The sequence below is a fragment of the Thalassobaculum salexigens DSM 19539 genome (assembly GCF_000423805.1).
Classification (GTDB): domain Bacteria; phylum Pseudomonadota; class Alphaproteobacteria; order Thalassobaculales; family Thalassobaculaceae; genus Thalassobaculum; species Thalassobaculum litoreum.
This window is the reverse complement of sequence record NZ_KE384094.1, coordinates 538,927-564,664: the sequence shown is the minus strand read 5'-3', so window position 1 is coordinate 564,664 and position 25,738 is coordinate 538,927. Positions and strand designations below refer to the sequence as shown.

Annotated in this window: 26 protein-coding genes and 1 tRNA gene; 10 read left to right on the top strand and 17 right to left on the bottom strand. The window is 68.2% G+C overall.

Going from position 1 to position 25,738, the window contains the following annotated elements:
- Window positions 1-119: 119 nt before the first annotated feature.
- The 9 genes from G578_RS0117805 to G578_RS0117765 all read right to left on the bottom strand — a co-directional run bounded on the left by G578_RS0117805 (window position 120) and on the right by G578_RS0117765 (window position 7,858).
- The gene (locus G578_RS0117805; RefSeq protein ID WP_051244977.1) at window positions 120-941 is read right to left on the bottom strand and encodes an SDR family NAD(P)-dependent oxidoreductase; all 822 of its coding nucleotides are present in this window, start codon (window positions 939-941) and stop codon (window positions 120-122) included.
- Between the two features lies 1 nt (window position 942).
- Window positions 943-1,926 (bottom strand): Gfo/Idh/MocA family protein, encoded by a 984-nt coding sequence (locus G578_RS0117800; protein ID WP_028795396.1) that lies wholly within the window; start codon window positions 1,924-1,926, stop codon window positions 943-945.
- On the bottom strand, window positions 1,923-2,546 hold the full coding sequence (locus G578_RS0117795; RefSeq protein ID WP_028795395.1) for an ATP-binding cassette domain-containing protein: 624 nt from the start codon (window positions 2,544-2,546) through the stop codon (window positions 1,923-1,925). The genes G578_RS0117800 and G578_RS0117795 overlap by 4 nt, the downstream gene beginning before the upstream one ends.
- 3 nt (window positions 2,547-2,549) lie before the next feature.
- Window positions 2,550-3,245 carry an ABC transporter ATP-binding protein gene (locus tag G578_RS0117790; protein WP_028795394.1) on the bottom strand — a complete coding sequence of 232 codons (696 nt, stop codon included), beginning with the start codon at window positions 3,243-3,245 and terminating at the stop codon, window positions 2,550-2,552.
- On the bottom strand, window positions 3,238-3,987 hold the full coding sequence (locus G578_RS0117785) for an ABC transporter ATP-binding protein (protein ID WP_028795393.1): 750 nt from the start codon (window positions 3,985-3,987) through the stop codon (window positions 3,238-3,240). Before G578_RS0117785 ends, G578_RS0117790 begins: the two co-directional genes overlap by 8 nt.
- A 3-nt stretch (window positions 3,988-3,990) precedes the next feature.
- Complete coding sequence (locus G578_RS0117780) at window positions 3,991-5,031, bottom strand: branched-chain amino acid ABC transporter permease (RefSeq protein WP_156907376.1); 1,041 nt, start codon at window positions 5,029-5,031, stop codon at window positions 3,991-3,993.
- Between the two features lie 10 nt (window positions 5,032-5,041).
- Complete coding sequence (locus G578_RS0117775; protein WP_028795391.1) at window positions 5,042-5,965, bottom strand: branched-chain amino acid ABC transporter permease; 924 nt, start codon at window positions 5,963-5,965, stop codon at window positions 5,042-5,044.
- Between the two features lie 102 nt (window positions 5,966-6,067).
- Window positions 6,068-7,363, bottom strand: coding sequence for an ABC transporter substrate-binding protein (locus G578_RS0117770; RefSeq protein WP_028795390.1), 1,296 nt, complete (start codon window positions 7,361-7,363; stop codon window positions 6,068-6,070).
- Window positions 7,364-7,435: 72 nt separating this feature from the next.
- A complete protein-coding gene (locus tag G578_RS0117765) occupies window positions 7,436-7,858 on the bottom strand; it encodes a cupin domain-containing protein (protein WP_028795389.1) in 423 nt (140 codons plus the stop codon).
- Window positions 7,859-8,045: 187 nt separating this feature from the next.
- Between G578_RS0117765 and G578_RS0117760 the strand changes: the two genes are divergently transcribed.
- The gene (locus G578_RS0117760) at window positions 8,046-8,900 is read left to right on the top strand and encodes a MurR/RpiR family transcriptional regulator (protein ID WP_038015160.1); all 855 of its coding nucleotides are present in this window, start codon (window positions 8,046-8,048) and stop codon (window positions 8,898-8,900) included.
- A gap of 107 nt (window positions 8,901-9,007) precedes the next feature.
- On the opposite strand, the gene G578_RS0117755 is transcribed toward G578_RS0117760, so the two are convergent.
- Window positions 9,008-9,083: transfer RNA gene (locus G578_RS0117755), tRNA-Lys, on the bottom strand.
- A gap of 245 nt (window positions 9,084-9,328) precedes the next feature.
- Between G578_RS0117755 and G578_RS0117750 the strand changes: the two genes are divergently transcribed.
- Complete coding sequence (locus tag G578_RS0117750) at window positions 9,329-10,132, top strand: enoyl-CoA hydratase-related protein (protein WP_028795387.1); 804 nt, start codon at window positions 9,329-9,331, stop codon at window positions 10,130-10,132.
- 6 nt (window positions 10,133-10,138) lie between these two features.
- Window positions 10,139-11,356, top strand: coding sequence for an O-antigen ligase family protein (locus G578_RS0117745; RefSeq protein WP_028795386.1), 1,218 nt, complete (start codon window positions 10,139-10,141; stop codon window positions 11,354-11,356).
- Window positions 11,357-11,542: 186 nt separating this feature from the next.
- Here G578_RS0117745 and G578_RS0117740 read toward each other — a convergent pair whose 3' ends face one another.
- From G578_RS0117740 to G578_RS0117730, 3 genes are read right to left on the bottom strand one after another with little or no spacing between them, the layout of a single operon-like run.
- The gene (locus tag G578_RS0117740; protein WP_028795385.1) at window positions 11,543-12,286 is read right to left on the bottom strand and encodes a ParA family protein; all 744 of its coding nucleotides are present in this window, start codon (window positions 12,284-12,286) and stop codon (window positions 11,543-11,545) included.
- On the bottom strand, window positions 12,286-13,881 hold the full coding sequence (locus G578_RS0117735; RefSeq protein ID WP_028795384.1) for a CYTH and CHAD domain-containing protein: 1,596 nt from the start codon (window positions 13,879-13,881) through the stop codon (window positions 12,286-12,288). The genes G578_RS0117740 and G578_RS0117735 overlap by 1 nt, the downstream gene beginning before the upstream one ends.
- Entirely contained in the window at window positions 13,881-14,201 is a 321-nt protein-coding gene (locus G578_RS0117730; RefSeq protein WP_028795383.1) for a hypothetical protein, read from the bottom strand. The genes G578_RS0117735 and G578_RS0117730 overlap by 1 nt, the downstream gene beginning before the upstream one ends.
- Window positions 14,202-14,382: 181 nt before the next feature.
- Here G578_RS0117730 and G578_RS0117725 point away from each other — a divergent pair, with 181 nt between their 5' ends.
- Window positions 14,383-14,766, top strand: coding sequence for a hypothetical protein (locus G578_RS0117725; protein ID WP_028795382.1), 384 nt, complete (start codon window positions 14,383-14,385; stop codon window positions 14,764-14,766).
- 14 nt (window positions 14,767-14,780) lie between these two features.
- On the opposite strand, the gene G578_RS0117720 is transcribed toward G578_RS0117725, so the two are convergent.
- Window positions 14,781-15,212 (bottom strand): DUF4174 domain-containing protein, encoded by a 432-nt coding sequence (locus tag G578_RS0117720; RefSeq protein WP_051244976.1) that lies wholly within the window; start codon window positions 15,210-15,212, stop codon window positions 14,781-14,783.
- Between the two features lie 135 nt (window positions 15,213-15,347).
- On the opposite strand from G578_RS0117720, the gene G578_RS0117715 reads away from it, so the two are divergent.
- The gene (locus G578_RS0117715; protein WP_028795380.1) at window positions 15,348-16,298 is read left to right on the top strand and encodes a 3-hydroxyacyl-CoA dehydrogenase NAD-binding domain-containing protein; all 951 of its coding nucleotides are present in this window, start codon (window positions 15,348-15,350) and stop codon (window positions 16,296-16,298) included.
- Window positions 16,295-17,578, top strand: coding sequence for an NAD(P)/FAD-dependent oxidoreductase (locus tag G578_RS0117710; protein ID WP_084618996.1), 1,284 nt, complete (start codon window positions 16,295-16,297; stop codon window positions 17,576-17,578). Before G578_RS0117715 ends, G578_RS0117710 begins: the two co-directional genes overlap by 4 nt.
- Window positions 17,579-17,917: 339 nt before the next feature.
- Here the strand turns inward: G578_RS0117710 and G578_RS0117705 are convergent, their stop codons facing one another.
- Together G578_RS0117705 and G578_RS0117700 are read right to left on the bottom strand one after the other, a co-directional pair.
- Window positions 17,918-18,772 carry an N-formylglutamate amidohydrolase gene (locus G578_RS0117705; RefSeq protein WP_028795378.1) on the bottom strand — a complete coding sequence of 285 codons (855 nt, stop codon included), beginning with the start codon at window positions 18,770-18,772 and terminating at the stop codon, window positions 17,918-17,920.
- 95 nt (window positions 18,773-18,867) lie between these two features.
- Window positions 18,868-19,974 carry a DUF2817 domain-containing protein gene (locus G578_RS0117700; RefSeq protein WP_028795377.1) on the bottom strand — a complete coding sequence of 369 codons (1,107 nt, stop codon included), beginning with the start codon at window positions 19,972-19,974 and terminating at the stop codon, window positions 18,868-18,870.
- A gap of 237 nt (window positions 19,975-20,211) precedes the next feature.
- Between G578_RS0117700 and G578_RS0117695 the strand changes: the two genes are divergently transcribed.
- The 3 genes from G578_RS0117695 to G578_RS0117685 are packed head-to-tail and all read left to right on the top strand — an operon-like array spanning window position 20,212 to window position 23,559.
- The gene (locus G578_RS0117695) at window positions 20,212-21,762 is read left to right on the top strand and encodes an alkaline phosphatase family protein (protein ID WP_028795376.1); all 1,551 of its coding nucleotides are present in this window, start codon (window positions 20,212-20,214) and stop codon (window positions 21,760-21,762) included.
- 28 nt (window positions 21,763-21,790) lie between these two features.
- Window positions 21,791-22,759 carry an alpha/beta hydrolase fold domain-containing protein gene (locus G578_RS26905; RefSeq protein WP_051244975.1) on the top strand — a complete coding sequence of 323 codons (969 nt, stop codon included), beginning with the start codon at window positions 21,791-21,793 and terminating at the stop codon, window positions 22,757-22,759.
- Between the two features lie 2 nt (window positions 22,760-22,761).
- A complete protein-coding gene (locus G578_RS0117685) occupies window positions 22,762-23,559 on the top strand; it encodes an enoyl-CoA hydratase-related protein (protein WP_028795375.1) in 798 nt (265 codons plus the stop codon).
- 149 nt (window positions 23,560-23,708) lie between these two features.
- Here the strand turns inward: G578_RS0117685 and G578_RS26900 are convergent, their stop codons facing one another.
- Window positions 23,709-24,920 carry an MFS transporter gene (locus G578_RS26900; RefSeq protein ID WP_051244974.1) on the bottom strand — a complete coding sequence of 404 codons (1,212 nt, stop codon included), beginning with the start codon at window positions 24,918-24,920 and terminating at the stop codon, window positions 23,709-23,711.
- A 127-nt stretch (window positions 24,921-25,047) separates the two neighbouring features.
- Between G578_RS26900 and G578_RS28620 the strand changes: the two genes are divergently transcribed.
- On the top strand, window positions 25,048-25,719 hold the full coding sequence (locus G578_RS28620; RefSeq protein WP_051244973.1) for a methyltransferase: 672 nt from the start codon (window positions 25,048-25,050) through the stop codon (window positions 25,717-25,719).
- Window positions 25,720-25,738 lie beyond the last annotated feature (19 nt).

Below are 25,738 nucleotides of genomic sequence, written 5' to 3'. Positions count from 1 at the left end.
TCGGGGGCATGTGGGGAGGCTGTCGGTCATGCGACCAGACTAGGCCATGCCATGACCCGCCGGGCAAGCTCAGGCATCTGATCGACGGCGGGGCCGGCGTGGTCTACCGACCGGCCGCCCTACTGGCTGGCGGTCACGCCGCCGTCGATATAGACGACCTGGCCGGTGACGTAGCCGCCGGCCGGGGCGGCGAAGGCGATGACCTGCCCCGCCACCTCGATCGGCTCGCCGATCCGGCCCAGCGGGTTGCGGTTCAGGATGAAGTTCTTGAACTCCTCGCGCTCCAGATGCGGCCGGATGCGGTCCGACTGGATGAAGGTCGGCGCCACGCCGTTCACGGTGATGCCGTAGGGCGCCAGTTCCATGGCGTGCTGCTTCACCAGCATCAGCAGCCCGCCCTTGGTGGCGCAGTAGGCGGAATAGCCGCGGCCGCGCAGGGCGAGCTGGGAGCGCACCGACAGCAGGTGGATGTGGCGGCCCTGGCGCTCGGTATCGACCTGATGCTTGGCCACGGACTGGCTCAGGAACATGGCCGAGCGCAGGTTGGTGGCGTACATCGTATCGAACGCCTCGGGCGTGACGTCGAAGATCGACTGCTCGCGCTGGATGCCGACACAGTTCACCAGGATGTCGATCCCGCCGGCCAGGCCGATCGCCTGCTCCACCGTCTCGCGGATCGCCGGAACGTCGCTGGCATCCAGGCCGAGGCCCCAGGCGGTGCCGCCCTGGGCCGCGACGCGCTCGGCCAGGGCCTGCGCCTTGGCCTGCTGCGGACCGGCGACCACGACGGAAGCGCCGTGTGCGGCGAGCGCGAGGCAGATCGCCTCGCCCAGCGCGCCGTAGCCGCCCGGCACGAAGGCGGTCTTGCCCTTCAGGCTGAACAGGCCGGCGAGCCGATCGGGATCGATTCCGGGCGTGAGACTCGGGGACGGGGCTTCCATGTCAGACGGTCACCCCGGCGGCGGTGTAAACACTTTCCATCAGTCGCAGCGTTTCCAGATTGTCCAGTCGGTCGGTCTCAAACGGCGCACCGGTGCGCATGCCGTCGACGAAGGCGGCGATAGCATGATCGAAGCACTCCTGATAGCGGCCGATCAGGTCGACCTCCTCCGCCGCGTCCTCCTCGCCCACGAGAAACACCCGGTTGAAGTCCATGACCACCGTGCCCTTGGTGCCGACGATTTCCAGCCGGTCGCCGTGCAGGGGCGGATAGCCCGGGGCGCAGATGCAGCCGTCGGCCGTGGCGATCAGGCCGTCCGGTCCGTCCATCAGGATCGACGCGGTATCCTCCCCCGGCAGGCCGTCGGCAAGCCGGTTCAGCCGGGCGGCGACGACGGTCAGTGGGCCGATGAGCAGGCGCAGAACGTCCAGGTGATGGATCATGGTCTCGAACACCAGATTGCGCCGGAAGCCGGTCAGGTAGGGCTGGCGCTCGATCAGAAACGGGACGTCGCCGTCGCGCGGGCACAGGCCGGAACCGCGCACGGCGATGGCGGCATGACGCGGCCGGCCGATCCGGCCTTCGGCGATCCATTGGCGCACCGTCATGTAGTGCGGCCGGAAGCGGTAGTTCTCGTGCACCATGAAGCGGATCCGCTCGCCCACCTCGGCGACCAGCGTCTCCGCCTCGGCCACGGTCTCGGTCATCGGTTTCTGCAGCAGGACGTGGACGCCATGATCCGCCGCCAGCCGGGTCAGCGGCGCGTGCCCGCCGACCGAGGCGGCGATGTCGACAAGCTCGAAACCGCCCTCGGCGAACATCGCCGCCGGGTCGTCATAGACCCGGTCGATGCCGAATTCGTCGGCGCGCGCCTGGGCCTTCGTCCGGTCGAGATCGCAGATCGCCACCACGGGCACGCCGGCGGCCTGCCAGGCGCGCAGGTGGTAGAGGCTGATCATGCCCGCACCGATCAGAGCCGCCCTCATGCCGCGCGCTCCGTCAGCAGGTCGCCGAGATAGGCCTGGACCGGCGGATGGGCGATCAGCGAGGCGTAGTCGGGCATCGGCGTGACCGAACCGGTCTGCACGAAGATAAACCGCTCGCAGATTTCCTGCAGGATCTCCAAGTGGAACCGCTCGTTCGGGTGGACGCAGAGGAAGACCAGCCTGCCCTGGGCGCGCAGCTTGCGGAAGAAGTCGAGCATGAAGCCGATATAGCCATCCTGGGTGTTGAACTGCGGCTCGTCGAATAGGTGGACGATTGGATAGTCCGACCCCGCCTTCTCCAGCATGAAATTCGGCGTCAGCGAGCGGAAATGCCGGACCTGGTAGGACTGGTGATAGTGGATCGCCAGCCGGTCGCGCTCGTCGGTTCGGATGCGGTGGATGTCGCGGCCCTGAACCAGCACCCGGCCGCTCGTCGGCGCGTTGGAGCCGGTGATCAGCTCGAACAGGGTGGTCTTGCCCGAGCCGTTCGGGCCCATGAGGCCGACGATGGCCGGCTCCTCGATTGTGAAGTCGGCGGCCAGGGTGAAGGTCGGCTTCCGGCTGGGAAAGCCGGTGGTGTAGGTCTTGGTCAACTGCTCGACGCTCAGCATCGCGGTCATGGCTCAGATCCCGATCAGGTTGCGGCGCAGGTTTTCGTCGCGGATCAGTTCGGCGGCGGTGCCCCGATGGACCACCCGGCCGCGGTCGAGCACCACGGCCCGGTCGGCGACCTCCAGGGCGGCGAGCGCGTTCTGCTCGACCACCAGCACCGACAGGCCCTCGTTCTTCAGGCGGCGGATGGTCTTCATCACGTCCTGCACGATCTTCGGCGCCAGCCCCTGGCTCGGCTCGTCGAACAGGACCAGACCGGGCGAGCCCAACAGCGCGCGGGAGATCGCCACCATCTGCATCTCGCCGCCGGACAGGTTCTCCGCGTCCCGACCCATCAGGTGTTCCAGGGCGGAGAAGATCTCGAACATCTCGTCCAGCCGCCAGGAGCGGAAGCGGGTCGTCTTGCGGGCTATGGCCAGGTTCTGGGCGACGCTGAGAGTCGGGAAGATGCGGCGGTCGTCGGGCACCCACCCGACGCCGCGCCGGGCGATGTCGTGGGTGTTGAGCCGGGTGATGTCGGCCCCGTCGAACCGGATCTCGCCGGAGCGCGCCGGGGTGAGGCCGAGGATGGTGCGGATGGTGGTGGTCTTGCCGACCCCGTTGGCGCCGAGCACGGCCAGCACCTCGCCGGCGCCGACATCGAGCGAGACGTCGAACAGCGCCTGGGTCTCGCCGTAGAAGGTGTTGACGTTGCGGATCTCAAGCATTTGCGAGCTCCCCGATATTGGAACGCCGGACCCAGCGGTTGGCGCGCAGCTCATCCGGTGTGCCCTGGGCGATCACCTGACCCCAGTGGATGACCGAGATCTTGTCGGCCAGGGCGAAGAGGAAGCGCATGTCGTGTTCGATCACCACGATGGTGGTGTAGCGCTTCAGCTCGCGCATCAGGTCGGTCAGCCGCGCCGTCGCCTCGGTGCCGAGGCCGGCGGTGGGCTCGTCGACGAACAGCAGCCGTGGTTCGGTGGCCAGCGACACGCCGATCTCCAGCGCCCGCCGCTCGCCATAGGACAGCGACTTGGCGTTGACCCCCTCACGGCCCTTCAACCCGACCCGGCCCATTATCTCCGATGCCCGGTCCTGGGCCGCGCTGTCGCCGTCGAGCGCATGCAGCCCGTCGAATCCGCGCCGGCGGGTAGAGGGCAGGGCCATGACCACGTTGTCCAGGGCTGTGAACTCGTCGAACAGGGTCATGATCTGGAACGACCGCGAGATCCCCTTGGCGACGATCCGATGCGGTGCGACCCCGGTGATGTCCTCGCCGTCGAAGGTGACGCGGCCCCGGTCCGGCTTGTAGCGCCCGGTCAGCACGTTGAAGCAGGTGGTCTTGCCGGCCCCGTTCGGCCCCATGATGCCGGAGACCTGGCCTTCCTCGAAGGCGAGGCTGATATCCTCCAGCACGACCTGGTCGCCGAACCGCTTGTGCAGATGGGTGGCTTCGAACAGCGCCATGGCTCAGCTCCTCGATTCGGCGGGACGCGGGGCGGGCGTCGGAGCGCCGCGGCCGCGCAGGCGAGGCGAGACCCAGCCGCGCCACATGCCGGCGATGCCGTCCGGCTTGAACATCACCAGCACGACGAACATCAGCCCGAACCAGAGCAGCCAGGCTTCGGTATAGGCGCCGAGGATGTCTCGGGCGACGAAGTAGAGGATGACCCCGAGCACCGGTCCCCAGAAGCTCACGAACCCGCCGCCGATCAGCACGATCAGCACGATGGTGCCGGACCATTGCAGGCTCATGATGTTGATGTACGCACCCTCCTGCGCCATGGCGAACAGCCCCCCGGCCAGCCCGGCGATGCCGCAGGACAGGGTGAAGGCCGCCCATTTGTAGAGCCGCACCGGATAGCCGATGAAGGCGACGCGGGTCTCGTTCTGCTTGATCGCCCGCAGGGTGCGCCCGAACGGCGAGTTGGTCAGCCGCCACAGCAGGACGATCAGGACCATCATCACCGCGTAACAGAAATAGTAGAGCGCGGTGTTCGACTGGATGGAGACCTCGGCCAAGCCGAAATCGGCCGGCAGGCGGGCGATGCTCAGCAACCCGTCCTCGCCCTTGGTGACGTCGGTCCATTTGCTGGCGATGAAGTAGAAGATCTGGCCGAAGGCGATGCTCATCAGCGCGAAATAGATGCCGCGGCGGTGGGCCAGGAACAGAGCGGTCACCGCGCCGAAGGCACCGGTCACCACGATCGCGGCGGCGAGGCAGAACCACAGGTTGGCCCAGACCTCGAACTGCGCCAGCCCGAAGGCATAGGCGCCGATGCCGAAGAACGCGCCATGGCCGAAGGACGGCAGGCCGGTGTAGCCGAGCAGCAGGTTGAAGCCGAGGGCGAAGACGATCCAGATCAGCACCTCTACGCCGAGATACTGGTACAGGCCGACGGTCTCGATCCACAGGGGCAGGGTGGCGAAGACCACGGCCATGACCAGGATCGGCTTTGTGATCCAGGCGGTGGTCTCGCGCCGGTCGTACTGCATGGCGGGCAGGGTCATATCGGGCTCCTCACGACTCGAGCACGCTGGCCTTGCCGGCCAGCCCGCGCGAGCGGAACGTCACCACCGCGAGCAGCAGCAGATACATGGACAACAGGGACCAGTCGGTGGCGAAGGCGGCGGTCAGGCCGACCACGAGGCCGACCAGCAGCCCGGCGCTGACCGCACCCCAGAAGCTGCCGACCCCACCCAGCACGATCACCACGAAGGCCGGCACGACCGCGTCGACGCCGACCACCGGCCGGATGCCCCAGATCGGCGCCATGATGATGCCCGCGATGGCGGCCAGCGCGGCCCCGAAGGCGAAGACGAACAGCCGCAGGCGCGACAGGTTGTGGCCGAGCGCGCGCACCATCTCGCCGTCATGGGCGCCGGCCTTGATGATGGCGCCGTAGGGGGTGCGGTTCAGGAACAGCCACAGCAGCCCGATCATCGCGGCGGCGAAGATCGCGGCGTAGATCCGGTAGGTGGAATAGATCAGGTCGCCGGCGATGAAGCCGCCGGAAATACCGCGCGGGATCGGCAGGTAATATTCGCTGCTGCCCCAGATCTCCCGGATGCCCTCCTCCAGCACCAGCGCGGCGCCGAAAGTGAGCAGCAGGCCGTAGAGCGGGTCCTGGCCGTAGGTCCGGCGCAGGCAGAGCTCCAGCCCGGCGCCGACCACGGCCACGACAAGCGGCCCGACGATCAGCGCGATCACGTAGCGGGGCACGTCCGGCAGGGCGTAGTACGGCTCCATGAAGGCATAGGGCAGCCCGCCGTCGGGCACCATGACCGCCAGTGCGACATAGGCGCCGAGCGCGAACAGCGAGCCATGGGCGAGGTTGATCACCTCCATCACGCCGATGATCAGCATGAAGCCCAGGGCGAGCAGCGCGAACAGCAGCCCGAGGGCGAGGCCGTTGATGATGTGTGGAATCAGGTCATAGAGCATGGGTCGGAAGCCGCCGCCGATGACTGGAGTTCGGGAAAAGGACGGGGGAGCCCGGGACGGGACTCCCCCGCAGGGACGGAGGCGAGGATCGCCTCTGCGCGGTCAGCCCTGGTCGTAGCTGGGCGTGTCCGCGTAGCTCTCCAGCTTGCACTCGTCGCCGGCCGACGAGCGGATCGCTTCCGGATCCGACCAGCTCAGGATGTTGAAGTAGTCGGTGTCGTCGCGCGGCTTGGCGTTGCCCTCGGCCAGGTAGATGGTCTGCTGCACCTGGTGCGAGTTCGCATCGATCACCGCGTCGAAGTGCTGCATGCGGTCCTTGGCGGTCATCACGCGGCCCTCCAGGGCCTTGATGACCTTCATGTTGTCGGTGGAGCCGACCTCCTCGACCACGCGCAGCAGCTCGCGCATGGCGACATAGCCGTTATAGGTGACGTTGCCCGGCACGCTGATCCGCGTGGTCGGGTACATCTCCTGGTACTGCTTCACGAATTCCGGAACGCCCGGCAGGTCGAGATAGTGGTACCAGGTGGTGCCGAACACGCCGAAGGCGGCATCGGCGCCGAGGCCGAAGATGTCCGGCCAGTCCTGCTGGTTGTTGATCCAGGCCGGGTTGCGGTCGAGGCCCATGTCGTGGACCTGCTGGCGCATCACCTTGAAGTCGTCGCCGCCGACCGCGGCCGCCACGACATCGGGCTTCATCTGCTGGATCTTCAGCAGCACGCTCGACCAGTCGCGGGTGCCGACCGGGATGGCGATCTCGTCCATCACCGTGGCGCCGTACTCGGTGGCGACCTTCTTGGTGGCGGCGTTGGTGTTCTGGCCCCAGACGTAGTCGTTGTAGATCAGCAGCCAGTTCTTGCCGAAGCTGTTGATGGCGTTGCGCGCGGCGGCCTTGGAGAAGTTCTCGCCATTGCCGTCCCACACGAACTTCACCCGGTGGCAGTTCGCCCCGCTCTCGGTCGGCGAGCTGGAATTGGTGTTGAAGTAGACGCAGCCGTATTTCTGCGCCACCTGGCTGATGGCGTTCGCCGTGCCCGACTGCACCGCGCCGGCCAGGAAATGGACGTTCTCGCGGGTGATCATCCGCTCGGCGACGCGGGTGCCGGTCTGCGGGTTGGTCTCGGTGTCCATCCACACAGTTTCGATCTTGCGACCGAGCACGCCGCCCTTGGCGTTGAACTCGGCGACCGCCATCTCCGAGCCGCGCTTCTCGGCCTGTCCGGAATTGGCGAACTGTCCGCTGGCGTCGTGGGTGAGGCCGATGCGGATCGGCTTGTCGGAGGCTGCGGCATAGACCCGGTTATGGGTCCAGGGACCGAACAGCGCGGCACCGCCCGCCGCGCCGCCGAGGAGAGAGGTCTTCAGGAAACTGCGTCGATTCACTGCCTTCATGGACATGGGGTTTCCTCCTGTTTTCGTTTTCTCGCCCGGTCCCGTTGAGCGGCCGGTGCGTTGGTTCCCCGCCGGCCGTTACGGTTCGACGGAGACAGTCTCCGGGTCCGCCGGGACCAGGATCTCCATGGCTGTGTAGTCGTCGGAATATTCGATCACCCGGTGGTGGATGCCGGGCTCCTGGTACATGGCCGTACCGGGCTCCATCAGGATCTCGCCCTGGCCCTCGAACTCCACCCGCGCCCAGCCCTTGAGCACGTAGACCATCTGGAAATCGACCTTGTGGTAGTGCAGGTCGCCGCGGCCCGGGCAGGGCGCGTTCGGCCGGTGGATATGGGCGCGGAACTTGCCGCCGGTCTTCTCCGCCATGCCGAGGTCGCGGTAGTCGAAGAACCCACGGAAGCCCGGCTCCCAGGCCGCGTCGCGTTCGTGCTGAACATGGAAGGCGCCGCGGCCGAACCCCTTCGGCTCGAACTCGTCGCCCTTGTCGGATCCGGTCATGCCGCGTCCCCCTTTCCGTCGAATGGAAATTTCATTCGTTATTCAGAAAAGAACGAAAATTCGTTCCTGTGGTCAATATGGAAATTTCAAGTTTTTGATCTAGAATGAAAATTCATTCAATTTCTTGCCCGCACGGGGTCCTGGCGGGTATAGGCAGGACAGGCGGGAACGACGGAAAGCGACTGGGATGAGCGTGGATACCTCGGGCGGCCCGCAGTCCTTCGACGCCCTGCGGCACGCGTTACAGGAGCGCTACGACGAGCTCAGCCCGCATCTGCAGCGCCTGGCCCGCTTCGCCCTGGACGACCCCAACGCCTTCGCCCTGGAAACCGTCAACCGGCTCGCCGAGGTGGTGGAGGTGCAGCCCTCGACCCTGATCCGGTTCGCCAAGGAGCTCGGCTATTCCGGGTTTTCCGAGATGCAGAAGGTCTTCAAGCTGCGGCTGATCGAGGGCGCGCCGGCCTATCGCGAGCGGATCTACCGCCACAGGGAGTCGCTGGAGCGGGCGGCCAAGGACGATCCGGCGGCGATCCTGAACGAATTCACCGACGCCTCGATCATGTGTCTGGAGCGGCTGCGCGACACGGTCCAGCCGGAGACCCTGGCGCGCGCCATCGCCATGATGGATCAGGCCGACACGATTTATGTGATCGGCCAGCGCCGGGCGTTTCCCATCGCCTCCTATCTGGCCTATGGGCTGACCCGGCTTGAGCGGCGCTGCCAGCTGCTGGACTTCGTCGGCGGCATGGTGCCGCAGCAGGTCGCCACCCTGCGGCAGAGCGACCTGCTGATCGCCATCGCCTTCGCCGAGTACACGCCGGCGGTGGTCGATGCGGTGACCGACGTCCATATCCGGGGCATTCCGATGTTCACGCTCACCGATGTGCCGACCAGCCCGCTCGCCCGGCAGAGCGAGGTCTATTTCTGCGTCGACGACGCCGATATCCACCGCTTCCGGCCGATCGCCGCCTCGATCAGCCTGGTTCAGTCGCTGATCATCGGCCTCAGCTATTTTCAGGATTCAGGCAAGGGCGGCGACTGACGCCTACGCCGGCGCGCACGATCGCCGCCGCGGGTCGGGCGAAAGACGAACGTCCTTCTTCACCCGGTCGGGTAGTGGAAATTGCGTGTTGTCTTTCGGGGTTCGGATGGTGGGCGCACAAGGACTCGAACCTTGGACCCGCTGATTAAGAGTCAGCTGCTCTACCAACTGAGCTATGCGCCCATCCGTGCGGGCCGCCGGAGATGCCGCGGTTCCGCGAAAGAGGCGGCCTTATAGCGGGTCGATTCCGGTTTGTCGAGAGCGTCGGCAGGGTATTTTGATCGGTATTCCGTCACGGGCCGTCCTCTCCGTGCCGGGCGGCCGTCGCACCGGGCGACCGTCACGTCGGCCGGAGCAGCCAGCCCCTCTCGCCGGCGCCGCGCCTCGTGCTAAGACGGAGCCGCAACCAAATACCGGAGGAATGCGCGATGAGTGTGGCCGATCTGGCGCCCGAGACCCTGACCCTGGAGATGGTCGACGAGCATGTGCTGCTGGTCACCCTCGACCGGCCGGATGTGCGCAACGCGCTGAACACCCAGATGGGCTTCGACCTGCGCGACCTGTGGGTCGAACTCTACCGCGATGCCGGCGAGGTGCGCTGCGTCGTGCTGACCGGGCGCGGCGACAAGGCGTTCTGCGCCGGCGGCGACCTGAAGGAACGCAACGGCATGACCGATGCCGACTGGCGCCGCCAGCACGCCCTGTTCGAGCAGATGGTCAAGGCGCAGCTCGACTGCCCGGTGCCGATCGTCGCCGCAGTCAACGGAGCGGCCTTCGCCGGCGGGCTGGAGATCGTGCTCGGCTGCGACTTCGCCTATGCCGCGCCGACCGCCCGCTTCGCCCTGACCGAGGTCACCCTCGGCATCATCCCGGGGGCGGCCGGGACCCAGAACCTGCCGCGCGCCGTCGGCCTGCGCCGGGCCAAGGAGATCATCCTCACCGGCCGGCCGTTCTCCGCCGAGGACGCGCTGGCCTGGGGCGCGGTCAACCGGATCTGCGCCGACGGGACCCTGCTGGACGCCGCGCTGGACACCGCCCGGGCGATCGCCGGCAACGCGCCGATCTCCGTGCGCCAGGCCAAGAAGTCGATCAACGCCTCGGAGATGATGGACCTGAAGAACGGCTACGATTTCGAGATCGAGGCCTATAACCGCACCGTGCCGACCGAGGACCGCCTGGAGGGCGTGCGCGCCTTCAACGAGAAGCGCCAGCCGGTCTACAAGGGGCGCTGACACAACATGCGGGGACCTCTGCCGGCGGCGGTGACCGACGGGCGGGCGGCGAGCTGGATCGCCGCCGTCATCCTGCTGGCATTCCCGACCGTGGGCATGCTCGCCAAGCACGGCATGAGCACGCTCGGGATCGCCCTGGCCGTGCTGCTGGGCGCGCTGCTGCTGCTCGACCGGCGGCTGCCGTGGCCGGGCTGGGCCCTGGTGGCGCCGGTGGCGGCGCTGCTGGCGGTGCAGGCGCTCGACCTGCTCGTCGCACCGTCCTGCCCGCCCTGCGCGGATCGCTGGCCGCAGGCGGCTGGGGCCGCGGTGCTGCTGCTGCCCCTGGCGGCCGGCGGGACGGTCGCGGCCGCGCGGCTGGATCGGGTGCTGGTGCGCCGGGCCCTGGTGGCGGGCGTGCTGATCGGAGCGCTGGTGGCGCTGGTCGAGCTCGGGCTGGACGCGCCGATCTACCGCCTGCTCAACGGCCGCGATCCGGGAGAGGCGGTGTCCCTATCGCGGTACAACCGGGGCATTGTCGCGCTGGTGCTGCTGGCCCTGGTGGCGGGCGGGGTGCTGTGGGGCGAGGGCCGCCGGGTGTGGGCGGTCGCGCTGCTGGCGGCGGTCGGGGCGGTGTCCATGCTCGGGATTTCGCTGATCGCCCATCTCTGCCTGCTGCTCGGGCTGGTCACGCTGGTCGCCGGTGCGGTGGCCGAGCGGCTGGTGCGGGTCGCGATGGTCGTGGTGGTGGCGGTGCAGATGCTGTCGGCGCCCTGGGCGGCGAACGCGGTCTACGACTGGGTGATCACGGACAATGTCGCGATCTCCGACTTGGCGATCCGGCATCGGCTGGAGCTGTGGGATCACGGCGGCGCCCTGGCGCGGGAGCGGCCGTGGACCGGTTGGGGGCTGGACGCCTTCGATCACCGGCCGATCGACCCGGAGCGGCTGGCGAAGGCGCAACGGATGACCAAGCCGGAGCCGCATCCGCACAATGCGGGGCTGCAGCTCTGGGTCGAGACCGGGGTGGTCGGCGTGTTGCTGGGGATCGCGTTCCTGGCGGCGGTCGCCTGGCGGATCGGCCGGCTGCCACGGGCGCTGCGCCCGTGGGCGACGGCGCTGCTGGCGGTGGGTCTGCTCCCGGGGCTGGTGTCCTTCGGGCTCTGGCAGACCACCTACCTGGCGATGGCGGCGGTGGCGGCCTTCGCGGTCGGGCTGCTGCGGGACAAGGATTCTCGGGCGGAGTAGCGGTGCCGCCGTCTCCCAAACCACTCCTCAAATCACTTCCCGGCCCTGTGCCGGGACCCACGCTTGGGATGGTCCTGTCGTCCGGACAGTGGCGTGTGCGACCGGGCTGGCCTTGCCGTGGGCCCCGGCACAGGGCCGGGGAGTGTGTAAAAAGCGGGAAGAGGAGAGGAGAGGAGGGGAGCCCACCTACTCCGTCGCCGCGTCCGCCGCGTCCCACAGCGCGCGGTAGGCGCCGGCGACCGCCGTGCGTGGGGCGAAGGCGGTCAGCGGTTCGCGCTCCACGCCCATGCGCTCCACCGCGCTGGCGTAGGGGATGCTCACCCCCAGCACGTTGCCGTGCTTCTTCGGAAAGCTCTCCAGGATCTCCCGGTGCAGCGCCTTGCGGCGATCGACCATGGAGAAGAACGGCAGCAGCTTCAGTCCCTTGATCTTCTGTTCCGCCTTGAACGCCTCCAGCTGGTCGTAGGTGCGCAGCGACAGGGTCGTGGGGATCAGCGGGATGATCAGCGCGTCGGCCGCCTCGAACACCGCCTCCGACACCAGCGACACGCTGGGCGGGCAGTCGAGCATGATGATGTCGTAGTCGTCTCCCAGCGGTTTCAGCAGCTTGCGCAGGCGCCGCGTCGATTTCTTCTCGGCCTCCAGCAGCAGGTCGAGATTGCGGAAGCGGAAATCCGCCGGGATCAGGTCCAGGTTCTCGTGGTCGGTGGCCTTGATCAGGTCGTCCAGGTCGCGCTTGCCGCTGACCAGGCCCTTGCCGCCGCCCTTCACCCTGGTCTTGACCCGGAAGTAGAAGCTGGCCGCGCCCTGGGGGTCGAGGTCGATGACCAGCACCCGATGGCCGCGCGTGGCCGCCACATGGGCCAGGTTGACGGCCGCTGCCGTCTTTCCCACCCCGCCCTTGATGTTGTAGCTCGCCAGGATCCGCATCACTCCTCCTTCGTGCCGCGTCTTTTGGATCGGCCGCCGTCGGCCCGGTCGGTGTGGCGGTCGAAGATCGCATGGAACAGCGCCTGCGTCTCCCCGGCGGCAAAGGTCTTGAAGGCCGCGGCGAATTCCGCGCGGGCGTCGCGCCGGTCGCGGTCCAGCTCCTCGCTCCAGGCGCCGATCGCCATCAGGGTCTCGGCCGAGACGCCCTTCCGGCCGGCCAGTTCGCGGCCGTAGCGATGCAGCGCTGTCACCTGCACCTCGCGGTCCTGCACCCGGCCGAGCACCTCCTGCAGGCCCTTCAGCGCCTTGATCGCCGGCTTGGTCTTCTCGCGCGGCAGGACCTCGGCGAGGAACTCGGTGACATAGCGCAGTTTCTTCATGCGCTTGCGCAGGTCGTGCAGCCGTTCCGCCTCGCTGTGGGGGCCGATGCGGCGGCCGTCGCGCAGGGCCCTGCGCAGGATCTTCCGGCCACGGGCGGCGACGATCTCGGCGAACGGCGCGCGCAGCGGTTCCGTCGCGGTCCAGTTCGCGCTGGACGGGCTCAGGCTGTCGCGCCAGCGCGCGACCAGGGTCTGGAACCGTGTGCCCGAAAGCTGCAGGGCGAGGTCGCGGTGGGACGCGGTCTTCATCGCCTGAAGGTGGCGCTCCAGTGGGGCCAGGACGTCCGCGCCGGAGCTTTGGGTCCGGCGCGCGGCCAGGTCCATGAGCTGGACATCGAGATCGCGCTGCGGGCTGGTGACCTGCCCGAGCCAGCGGAACCCCTTGGTCGCCTCGGCCCGTCCCTCCAGGGCGATGGCCTGGGGGAGTTGGGACAGGGCGGAACGGGTTCGGCGGATGGCGACGCGGAACTGGTGCAGGTAGTCCGGGTGGCGGTCGGCGAGCACGCCGGGCAGCCGATCCTCCAGTATGTCGAGCTGGGCCGACAGGAGCTCGCGCATCACCGGGCCGGCGGGATCGTCCGGCCGCAGCTCGGTACCGGCCCGAACCGGCGCCGGGAACGCGGCGGCGAGCAGGCGTGCGAGTGCCGGCATCGGCGCCTGCGGCCAGCCGAGATCGTCTTGGATCCGCGCGCAGACCCGTTCGGCGTCCGCTTCGTAGCCCTTGAGGGCAAGGACCGCGACGTCGGTCGTCTCGCCGCCGGCACCGTCCGCCGCCCGGGTCAGCAGCACGCGGCAGCGGATCTTGCCCTCCTCGTCGCGCAGGGCGAGGGCGGTTTCCGTCAGGTGAAGCTCGGCGACCGGATGCAGCGCCCGGCCCCGGCCCAGATCCTCCAGCCGGCTGCGCAATGCGCCCTTGGGCAGGTCGCTGTCGAAGCGCCGGTCCGGCGCCGTAACCTGCGCCGTTGCCTCGACCGCGCCGTCGGGACCGGCGAGGGTCCAGGTTTCGCGATCGTCTTCGTCGGGAGTCGAGGTCAGGCGGTATCCCCGGCGCGTCAGACGCCGGTCCGCGCTGTCGCGCAGGGTGAGGCTCCGGGACCGCGTCGTCGGCGCATCGGCGACCAGCGACCCGCGCAGCCGGTCCGCCGCCGCCAGCAGGCTGTCCGCGGTGGCCGGCCAGTCCTCGGGCGGGGTATAGGTGTGCAGAGGGAGCGCCATCAGAGGCGGACCACCCGGGAGCCCGGCGTCGGCGTCGGCGCGGGGATCCGCGGCGCCAGCCAGCGCAGTTCCTGTTCCAGTCGCCGTGCCCGGTCCGGCGCGGTCAGCCGGGCGGCGAGAATGGCCGCGATCAGCGCCCGCTGATGCCGGAGAGCCGTCCGCGCCGACGGGCTCAGTCCGCGCCTGGCGAGGCCCCGGTCGATCACCGACAGACGGCGTTCCAGGTCGCGCAGCGGCATCAACAGACGCGCGGCCTTCGGGTTGTCCGCCACCAGCCTGGGCAGGGGATGCGGGGTGGTCTCTTTGCGGCAAGCGGTCATGTTCTCCTCCGACTGCCGGTTTAAGCGCACAAAGTGCGCATTTCAAGATCGATTTGCGCACGGGGTGCGCTTTACTGCTGTTTTTATATATCCAATTGAAATACAACGATAAAATTTGAGTCTTTGATCATTCTCGATGAAATACCAGTGCGGTTGCCTAAGGCTGGCGGGGCCGATCTCGATGAATCACGCATCCGGAATTGTCCGTGCCCTTCTGTGGCCAGGGCTGTTTGCTGCCTATCTGATTCCGATCGGGCTGGGGCTCTCTGCCGGCACGCCGGCGCTGGCCTTCAACGCGACATATCTCGGCCTGGCGGCCGTGCTGGCGGTGCTTGAGCGGTTGCTGCCCTATGAGCGGCAGTGGCTCGGGCCGGACGACCAGGTGCTGCCCGACCTGTTGCACACCGTGCTGACCAAGGGATTCGTGCAGGTCGTGGTCCTCATGACGGCGGTGATCGGGATCGCCGACCTGGTGGCGGCCGACGGCGGGGCCTGGTGGCCACGTTCCTGGCCGATGCCGCCCGACTTTCTCGGCCAGCTTGCCCACCCATTCCGGCGACCCTGATCAGTCCCGGTTGATCAGGTCTTCTGGCCGCGTTGCCGCATCTCCTGCTGTCGCATGGGCATGGCGTCGATCGTCTTGAACACCTCTTCGACCTGGACCGCCTCGTCGCGGCGGAGCTTCTCCCCGCCGTCCTTGCCGATCAGCACCACGTTGAATTCGACGATCGTGGTGTCGAATTCCTTGCGCAGGTTCTTGGCGTTCAGCTCGATGGCGAGCTTGCCGTCCACGAAGACCGAGTCCTGCACCACCTCGATGACGGTGACCTCCCGTTCCTTCAAGCCGGCCGCGGCGTCCTTCAGGCGCTGCCGCTGGACGACCAGCTTCGGATGCGGCTTGACTGGCGCGAAGACCAGCAGCAGACGGCGCTTCCAGCGGTACTTGTCGAGCAGGCCCGCCTGGGCCGGTCGGGCCGCCAGGGCCACCAGGCCGGCGCCCGCCAGCGTCAAAATCTTCCTCCGGTTCATCGCCCATTCCCTTTGCCGTGTGCCGGTGCTGATATTGGCGCAAAGCCGATATCGTCCAGGTCTGTTGTCCGCGGTTCGGTGTCGGCATTGAGCCAAAAAATCCGGGGGAGAACAACGATGGCCGCATACAAGCCGTTCGAGGAGGTCCGGCGGATCGCCGTTCTGGGCACCGGGACCATTGGTGCCAGCTGGACCGCCTATTTCCTGGCGCGCGGTTACGACGTGACCGCCTGGGACCCTGCCGACGGCTGGAAGCCGCGGCTGCAGGCCTTCGTCGACAACGCCCGCCCGCAGCTCAAGGCCATCGGTACTGCGGTCGAGTCGGAGGGCACGCTGACCATGGTCGACGACCCGGCGACCGCGGTTTCCGACGCCGATTTCGTGCAGGAGAACGCACCGGAACGCGCGCCCATCAAGCTAGACCTGTACCGGCGCATCGACAACGCGGTGCCGGCGACCACGGTGGTCGCGACCTCCACCTCAGGGCTGATCCTGTCGGATCTGCAGGACGGGATCGGTTTCGCCGAGCGCCTTGTGGTCGGCCATCCGTTCAACCCACCGCATCTGATTCCGCTGGTGGAAGTGGTGCTCGGCAAGGCGACCGACCGGGCGGCGGCGGAGTGGGCGCACGGCTTCTACGGCCATATCGGCAAGCACGCGATCTACGTGAACAAGGAAGTGCCCGGCCATCTGGCGAATAGGCTGCAGGCGGCCCTGTGGCGCGAGGCGGTGAACGCCGTCGCCGACGGGCTCGCCAGTGTGGAGGACGTCAACGCCGCCATCGCCCAGGGACCTGGCCTGCGTCTGGCGCTGATGGGGCCGCACATGGTGTTCAACCTGACCGGCGGCAAAGGCGGTTACGCGGCCATGCTGGAGCAGTTCGGCCCGCCGATCGAGGGCTGGTGGAAGGATATGCAGAAGACGCCCGCCCTGACGCCCGAGCTGAAGGCGGAGCTCATCGCCGGCATCAAGGACGAGATGGGCGACCGCACGATCGACGACCTGGAGGCCCAGCGCGACGAACGGCTGATCGCGCTGCTGAAGATGTTGAAGGAGACCGCCGCGTGACCACGCCCGCTTCCGCCCCGACCGTCTCCAAATCCACGCCTCCCAAACGCATCGTCGTCGTCGGCGCCGGTATCGTCGGCGTCGCCACCGGGCTGATCCTGCAGCGCGAGGGGCATTCGGTCACGCTGGTCGATCCGGCCGCCCCCGGCACCGGTACGTCCTTCGGCAATGCCGGCTCCATCGCCATCGGCAGCGTCTATCCCACGGGCAGCCCCGGGAACTGGAAGCAGGTGCCGAAGATGCTGCTCAATCCGGCCTCCCCGCTGAACATCCGGCCGTCCTACCTGCCGAAGATGCTGCCCTGGCTGATGCAGTTCCTGGCCGCTAGCACGCCGAAGAGGGTCGAGGAGATCTCCCACTCCCTGCGGGCGATCTCCAAGGACGGTCTGGTAGCGCATAAGAAGCTGATCGCACTGGCCGGCGCCCATGACATCGTGCGGCCGGTCGGCTGGCTGAAGGTCTATTCGAGCCAGCAGAGCTACGACAAGACCAGGGACGAGCGCGAGACGATGGCGCGGCGCGGGGTGAAATTCGACGAGCTCAACGCCGACGAGATCCGCCAGCTCGAGCCGGGCCTGAACCGCAAGTTCACCCATGGCTACAACCAGCCGGAGAACGCCTTCGTCAGCCAGTCGATCAAGCTGACCGAAGCCTATTTCGCCAAGTTCCGCGAGCTCGGCGGGACCTGGGTCTCTGAGAAGGTGCGCCGGTTCGAGATCGGGTCGGGCGGGGTGGAGAAGGTGGTCACCGACCGGGCGATGCATCCCTGCGATGCGGTGGTGATCGCCGCCGGCGCCCGCAGCCACGAGCTCTGCGCCATGCTCGGCCGCAAGGTGCCGCTGGACACCGAGCGCGGCTATCACCTGAACCTGACCGTGACCGAGGGGCCTGAACTGCGGCGGCCCACGGTGATCGGCGATTACGGCTTTGTCCTTGCGCCGATGCAGGACGGGCTGCGGCTGACGACGGGCGCGGAGTTCGCCGGCGTGGACGCGCCGCCGGATTTCCGCCGGGTCTACCGGATGCTGCCGATGGCCGAGGAGGCGCTGCCGGGCCTGAAATACGAGGTGACCCGGGAGTGGCTCGGCTTCCGGCCGTCGACCCCGGACAGCGTGCCCGTGATCGGCCGGTCGCCGGACCAGGCCAACGTGTTCTACGGCTTCGGCCACAGCCATATCGGCCTGACCCTGGCGGCCCGCACGGGCGAGCTGATCGCCGACCAGATCGCCGGCCGCGACCCGGGCATCGACATGACGCCGTATCGGATCGAGCGGTTTTGAGCGGCCGTTAAACCGCCACTCACTCCCCCGGCCTTGTGCCGGGGCAGCGGGTCAACGTGATGGGACGCTTGGGAAAGATCACCGGCGGTGAAGCGGGCTGACGGCTTGCCCCGGCACAAGGCCGGGGAGGTGAGCGAGGCGGTAGGTTCGCCCATAAAATATTCGAGTTAGGGTCGCGGCCGGTCCTAGGCTGTTGCCTTCCCCGTCTTCCCGGCCTCGAGCCGGGATCCAGGGCTCAGCGCGATGGAGCGTTTGGCGTTTACCCCAGGCGCTCCGGCGATACCCATCCTCGGTCCCGGCGCAGGGCCGGGAAGACGAGAGGAGGCGGCCGGCGGCCTCTCACCCGAGCCGGGCGAAGGTTTCCAGCTCCTCGATCATCCGGGTGATTGCCGCCTTGGTGCCGGCGAAGCGCTCGCTGCGGGTGATCGCGGCCTCGTCCATGTAGATGCCGCGGTTCACCTCGATCTGCAGCGACTCGCGGCGCTTGGACGGGTCGGAGTAGCGCTTGATCAGCTCGACGCCCTTGAACTTGTCGTTGACCCCGACCGAATAGCCCGATGCCCGCAGGCTCTCCACCACCACCTCGGAGAAGGCCGCGCCGGCGGTGGTACCGTCGCGGGTGCCGACGATGAAATCGGCCCGGCGCTCGCCCTGGTCGCCCCAGCGCGCGTCGCCCCATTCCGGCATGGAGTGGCAGTCGACGTGGTAGACCCGGCCGAACCGGTCGTAGGTCTCGTCCAGCGCCTGCGCCAGCGCGGCGTGGTAGGGCCGCCAGTAGGTCTCGATCCGGGTGCGCACCAGCTCGGCCGGCAGCTTACCGCCGTAGATCGCGGTCTCGCCGTCGATCACCTTCCAGATCAGCGACGCGCCTCGCCTGGTCTTCTCGGTGACGTCGACCGGATGCGGCCAGTCGCCCTCGACCATGGAGAGGTCGAGATCGGCGGTATCCCGGTTGGCGTCGATATAGGCGCGGCGGAACAGCGCTTCCACCAGGATCGCCCCATGCGTCGTGCAGGCGCCGAACAACTCCTCCACGAACCAGTCGGCCACCCGCTCGCAGGTGTCCATCGGGATGGTCGGCTTGAAATCGTCGGGAAACAGCAGGCCGGTATGGGGGCTGTCGAAGACCAGAGGCGCCGGCTCGCCGATCGGGTCGGTGCGCCGGACCACGCCCGGGATTTCAGTGTTCGCCATCGCCGTTCTCCGCGGGAGTCTGTCAGGAGCCGTTTGTAGCGCGCCGCGCCGAGGCCCTACAACCCAGCCGCGACCGCCGGTCGATCCGTTGTGGGTCAGGTAAACCGCGCGAGCCCCTCCAGCGTCTGGCGGATGACCTGGCGGCCGCGCCAAAGCACCATCTCCTTCCAGTCGACGGTCGCCGGATAGTACTGGGTGCGCAGTTCCCTCTTGATCTCGCGGGTCCTGGGGTCGTTCCAGTCGACCTCACCCTGGTTGTGCAGCCAGTGGTCGGCGCGCAGGGCCTTGCGGCCGCGCTCGGTGCTGTAGGTGCCGAACTCCAGGGCGACATAGGTGTAGCGATCGCCCAGCCGCGGCGCCCAGAACTCGCGCTGGGTGCCATGCAGCGGGATCGAGAAGGACTGGCCCTCCGCCGGCAGGCCGGTGGAATCGCCGTACATGGACAGCACCCGCTCCAGCCCGACCGTGCCGCGCTTATGGCCGCAGATCGGCTCGCCATAGCCGAACGGGCCGAGCCCGGTATGGACGTCGACCACGCTGACCGCCGCCCGGTCGCCCAGCCGGTAGTCGTCGAAGATTGTCGCCAGGGTGCGGCGCGACCACGTCTCTTCGAAACCGCCGAAGAACACCGAATGGGCGTGCTTGTACTGGCCGGCCTTGCGGGCGGACTGGAAGGCGAGCTCGCCGTGCTCCTTGCGCCAGGCGGCCAGCCGCTCCTCGTCGGCCGCGAGGGTCTCGGCGTCGAGCGAGGCCGGCACGAAGGCGTCGACCAGCGCGTCATGGCCCGGGTTCTCCGGAACCGGCTTGGCGAAGTCGATGAAGTTGCGGTTGAGGTCGCAGCCCTCCTCGGTCACCCGGCGCCACCAGGCGAAGCCGTGGCAGTTCAGCGCGTGGATCAGCAGGACGGCGGTATTCTGTGGCAGGCGGGCGGGGCCCTCGTCGGCCAGCCAGTCGATCTGGATGCCGCTGCCGCAGAAGCCCTCCACGCCATGGGTGGCGCTGACCACGACGAAGACCTTGGCCGCGTCCTCGGGGCCGATCCAGGCGGTCTCGCAGGCGAGACCCTCGCCGGTCGGACCCGTGTTCGGGTTGGCGTAGACGCGCGGGGCGGTCCCGGTGGCGGCGAGGGCGGCGAGAAACTTCTCGCGGGCCTCGCCGTAGGTCTCGGCGAAGCTGCCGGCGACGGAGGTGAGCAGATCCATGGCCAAAGCGGTTAGCACCGCCGGGCGCCGGCGGCAATCCTCGGACTGCGGGCGGGGAAGGAATCGGGATCGTCCTTCAATACCCCCGTCTTCCCGGCGCAGGGCCGGGAAGACCGAGGAGAGGGGAGACGTCACTCCAAACCCCCATGACATTTCCGCGACACCCTGCGAGCCCGGTTGCGCCGGACCGGGCCGACCGTCATGGTTCCGCCCCGTCTCCCACATTCGGCCCGGTCGATGAGCCTCCGTCCCAACGTTCTGCTGATCACGCTGGACCAGTTCCGGGGCGACTGCCTCTCCGCGCTCGGCCATCCCAACGTGCGAACGCCGCACCTGGACGCACTGGCCGGCGACGGGGTGCTGTTCACCGACCACTGGGCCCAGTGCGCGCCATGCTCGCCCGGACGCGCCTCGCTGCTGACGGGGCTTTACCAGATGAACCACCGGGTGCTGCGCAACGGCACGCCGCTGGACCGCCGCCACCCGACGCTGGCCACCGAGGCGCGCAAGGTCGGCTACGACCCGATGCTGTTCGGCTATACCGACCAGAGTGCCGATCCGCGCGCGATCTCGCCCACCAGCCCGCGCATGCGCATCTATGAGGGCGTCGCGCCGGACTTCGCCGTGCATACGCCGCTGGGCGAGGACGGGACGCTGTGGCGGCAATGGCTGGCCGGCCGTGGCACCGACCCCGGCGACGAGCCGAAGCGGATCTGGCGGCCGAACGGCGGCGACCTGCCGCCCACCGGCGCTCATGCGGAGCCGCCCGCTTTTGGTGCCGAGGAGACCGAGACCGCCTTCCTCACCGGACGGGTGATCGAGCACCTGCGGGACCGCGACGGGAGCGACCCGTGGTTCCTGCATGTCAGCCACCTGCGCCCGCACCCGCCCTTCGTGGTGCCCGAGCCCTACAACACAATGGTCGCTCCGGCCGACGTCGCCCTGCCGATACGGGCGGCGAGCCGGGCCGACCAGGCGGCGATGCACCCCTATCTGCGCTACGCGATGGAACGCACCGCACTCTCCAGCTTCGTCTACGAGGCGCCGGGCCTGGTCGCCGATCTGGACGACGATTCGGTACGCACCATCCGCGCGGTCTATTACGGCATGATCGCCGAGGTCGACGCCCAGGTCGGCCGGCTGATGGCCTTCCTGAAGGAGCGCGGCACCTATGACGACACGCTGATCGTCGTCACCAGCGACCACGGCGAGCTGCTCGGCGACCACCACCTGTTCGGCAAGCTCGGGTGGTTCGACGGCGCCTACCGCATCCCGCTCATCGTCAAACCCGCCGGCTCGCCGGTGTTCGGCCGGGTCGACATCATCACCGAGGCGGTGGACGTGGCGCCCACCATCCTTCAGGCGATCGGCGTGGCCCGGCCGCCGGCGATGAACGGCCGCTCCCTGCTGCCCTTCCTGCATGGCGAGATGCCCGACACCTGGCGCAACGCCGCCCATTGGGAGTTCGATTTCCGCGAGTCCGCCAGCGGCGAGGCGGAGCGCGCACTGGGCCTGCCGCTGGATGCGTGCCAGCTCACCACGATCCGCGACGACCGCTACAAATACGTCCACTTCTCCGGCCTGCCGCCGCTGCTGTTCGACCTCGGCCGTGATCCGCACGAACTCGACAACCGGGCCGACGACGAGGACTATCGGGATATCCGGGCGATGTATGCCGAGCGTATGCTGTCCTGGCGGGCGGTCCACCAGGACCGCACCCTGACCGGCTGGGACCTGACGGCCCCCGGCGGACCGCTGCACCGTTCCCCCGACCGGGGGCAGTGGTAAAACGAAAACACTGGTTGAGGAGGGAGATTTGGCCGAGGACCAGATCTGGGTCGATCCGGACATGAGGCAGGCGATCGCCCGCGCCCAGGAGATCGTCGTCGAATACGGGCTGGCGACCGACCGCTCCAAGCTGACGCCGGTTCAGGCCCGCGAGCGCTCCGAGCTGGACCGCAAATGGTGGAACGAGGTGCGCCCGGAGGTGGCGAAGATCGTCAACACCACGGTGCCGGGTCCGACCGGCGACATCCCGGTCCGTCTGCTCTATCCGAGCGAGGACAAGAACCTCCCGGTCATCGTCTATCTGCACGGTGGCGGCTGGGTGGTCGGTTCGCTGGAGACGCACGCCGCCGGCATGCACCTGCTGGCGCTGGAATCCGGCTGCGTCGTCGCCGCCGTCGACTACAGCCTGGCGCCGGAGAACAAGTTCCCGGCGGCCATCGAGGAGACCGTGGCGGTGGTCGATTTCATCACCCGCTCGGGCGCCGACTGGTCGGTCGATCCGACGCGCATCGCCCTGTCCGGCGACAGCGCCGGCGGCAACCTGGCGGCCGGGGCCGAAGTGGCCCTGCGCCAGCGTGGCGTCTCGCCGGTCAAGGCGCTCGGCCTGATCTACGGCGTGTTCGGCGACGATTTCGAGACCGACAGCTACCGGATCTTCGGCGGCGGCGACTGGTTCCTGAGCGCCGCCGATATGAAGAACTATTTCGGCCATTACCTGAACGGTCCGGCCGACCATGACGACCCGCGCGCGGTGCCGATGAAGGCTGACGTGACCGGCTTCCCGCCCTGCTTCCTGCACTCCGCCGGGGTCGACGTGCTGCGCGACGACACCCGCCGGTTCTACGAGAAGCTCAAGGCCGCCGGGGTCGAGGCCCATCACACCGAACACGCCGGCATCATCCACGGCTGCATGACGCAGATCCGGATGGTCGGCAAGGCACGACAACTGATCGCCGGGCTGGGCAAGCAACTGGCCGGCGCCCTGGGAGGAAAGTGACGATGACTGACGTGGTTCTCTGTTCCGTCGACGCGCGCGGTGTGGCGACGGTCACCTTGAACCGGCCGGAGCGGAACAACGCCTATAACGGCGAGGTGATCAATGCGCTGATCGCCGGCATGGAAAGCCTTGCCGCCGATCCGGCCGTGCGGGTGGTGGTCATCCGCGGCAACGGCAAGCATTTCCAGGCCGGGGCGGACCTGTCCTGGCTGAAGGAGATGGGCCAGCTCAGCCCGCTGGAGAACATCGAGGTCTCCCGGCGCACCGCCAGTGCGATCCAGGGTCTGACCGAGTTCCCGAAACCGACCATCGCCCTGATCCATGGCGGCTGCTTCGGCGGCGGAACGGGGATCGCGGCGGCGGCCGATATCGTGATCGCCAGCGAGGACGCCATCTTCGCCATCACCGAGGCGCGCTGGGGCGTGATGGCCGGGATCATCGTGCCGCATCTGAACGCCGCCATGGGCGTGCGCAACGTGCGGCGCTACGCCCTGACCTGCGAGCGCTTCGGCGCCCGGGAGGCCAAGGAGATGGGCCTGGTGCATCAGGTCTGCGCCGAGGGCGGGCTGGACGAGGCGGCGGCCCCGGTGATCGACAACCTGCTGATGAGCGCGCCGGAGGCCCTGGCCCAGACCAAGCGCCGGGCGCTGGTGGAGGCGGGGCTGGATCTCTCCGGATCGCATTTCACCGAGCTGGTGGAGGAACACGCGCTGAAGCGCCAGAGCGACGAGGCGAAGGAGGGGCTCGCCAGCTTCCTGGAGAAGCGCCCGCCGAGCTGGTACCCGGGGGATGCGACCTAACCCTTTTACTCAACCGTCTTCCCGGGCTTGCCCCGGGATCCGGACATCGGTGTGCTGGAGCGGTGAAGAATGTGCGTCACCGCTCCGGCGCGCGTTTCTCTAGACCCCGGCGCAGGGCCGGGGAGACGGAAAGAGGCTATGACAGCGCCTTATGCCCGTTTCGCGTTCGGCAGGCTCCAGGCGATCAGGTTCGTCACCAGCATGCTCGCCGCCAGCACGTAGAAGGTCACCACCAGCCCATAGGCGTCGGCGACGATCCCGCCGACAACCGGCGCCAGGATCGACAACCCTGTCTGCGCGCCGAACATCAGGCTGGTGGCCGAGCCGCCCAGGTGCGAGGGTGTCAGGTCCATCATCCAGGAATGCACCACCGGCCGGATCGCGTAGAGCGCGAAGCCCAGCACCGACACGCCGGCGATGAAGGACAGCTCGTTGCCCAGCAGGGTCAGCGCCGCGATGGCGAGCGTCGACACCCCCAATCCGGCCAGCACGACCTGCCGCCGACCGACCCGGTCGGACAGCCGGCCGGCGATCGGCGTGGCGATCAGCCCACCCACCTGCAGGGCTGCCAGCGCCACGCCCATCATCAGCGGCGAGACCTTCATCTCGTGGGCCAGATAGAGCGGCAGGAAGACCAGCAGGCCGTTCTGGGTCATCGCTCGGAACGCCGACATCAGGCACAGGCCTAGCACCGCCCGGTCCTTCACCACGGCCGCGATGCCGGCGAGATACTGGCCGAAATCGACGCCCTTGCCGGCGTCGCCATGGCTGGATGCAGGGGCGCGACCGAGGAACATCGCCAGCGCCGCCGCCACCGCCAGGACCGGCAGGCAGGAATACAGCGCCACGCCCTCCCAGGTCAGGGCGACCAGCATCGCGCCGGCGGCGAGTGGCGCCACCGCGTCGCCCAGCCCGGCGCCGAGCGCATGCACCGACAGCGCCCAACCGCGCTGCCCCGGGAAGCGGGCGGAAAGATAGCTGATCGCCGGCGGATGCCAGAGATTGTTCGAGGCGCCGATCACCGCGACCAGGGCCGCCACCGCCAGCAGCCCGCCGGCGAACCCGAGCAGCGCCAGGGCCGCCGCTCCCATCAGCAGCGATGCGACCTGCAACGCCACCCGCCGTCCGGTCATGTCGGTCAGCGGGCCGGAGCCGAAATTGGCGACGAAGGCGCTGACATGCAGCACCGACACCAGCAGCCCCGTCGCCGCGTAGTCGAGGCCGAGAGCCGTGGAGAGGCTGGGCAGCAGAAGATAGAAGGTCGCGGCCACCCAATGGGTCGCGCCGTGGCCAAGCCCGACAATGGCGATGGGGGTGTTGTCGCGGGCGCTGAGCCCGGTGAGGCGTTCGGCGAGGGACACGTTCTTGGACGGGGTTGCGTTTCGGTTACCGAGATTAGCATGGGATTTTGGTCGGCCAACCTACCGATCCGCCTTGGGGCGAGGCGTCGACAGTCCGCGATGAGCGGCCTAGAACGAAGCGGCGGAAATGGCGACACTCAACGGGGCCCACAATTTGGCAGATTGGTTCTACACGACCTGGCTCGGCACCCTCGCGAGCGCGATCAGCCTTTCGCTGATCGAGACCGCCCTGCTGACCGCTGTCCTCGCTGGAACGCTGCTGATCCTGTTCTATGCCCTGCGCACAGGTGTGCCGCCGCAATCCTCCGGCCGAGCGGCACGGGAGGCGCTGCTCTCTCTGCTACCGGAGACGATCGACGGGGATATCGCCGATCTCGGCTCCGGCTGGGGCGCGCTGGCAGAAGTGCTGGCCGACCGCTACCCGCAGAACCAGGTCGTCGGCTACGAACTGTCGCCGATCCCCTACTGGTTCTCGTGCCTGCGTCTTAAGATCACCCCCCGGGCGAACCTTGAATACCGCCGCGCAAACTTCCTGCGTGCCGATCTGTCCGCGTATCGGGCCGTGACCTGCTACCTGATGATCGGCGCCATGAAGGTGCTATCCGCCAAGCTGAACGAGTTGCCGGACGGGGCGGTGGTCGTGTCCCATGCCTTCTCCCTGCGCGACCGGGAGGCGGATGAGGCGATCCGTTTTTCGACCACCGGCGCTACGATGTACTACCGCTACGTGGTGCACCGCAGCGGCGCACCGTACCCATCCGCATTCTCCGTCGTGACGCCCGCGGATGTGGCGCGTTAGGCTGGGCTTTACCCACCTG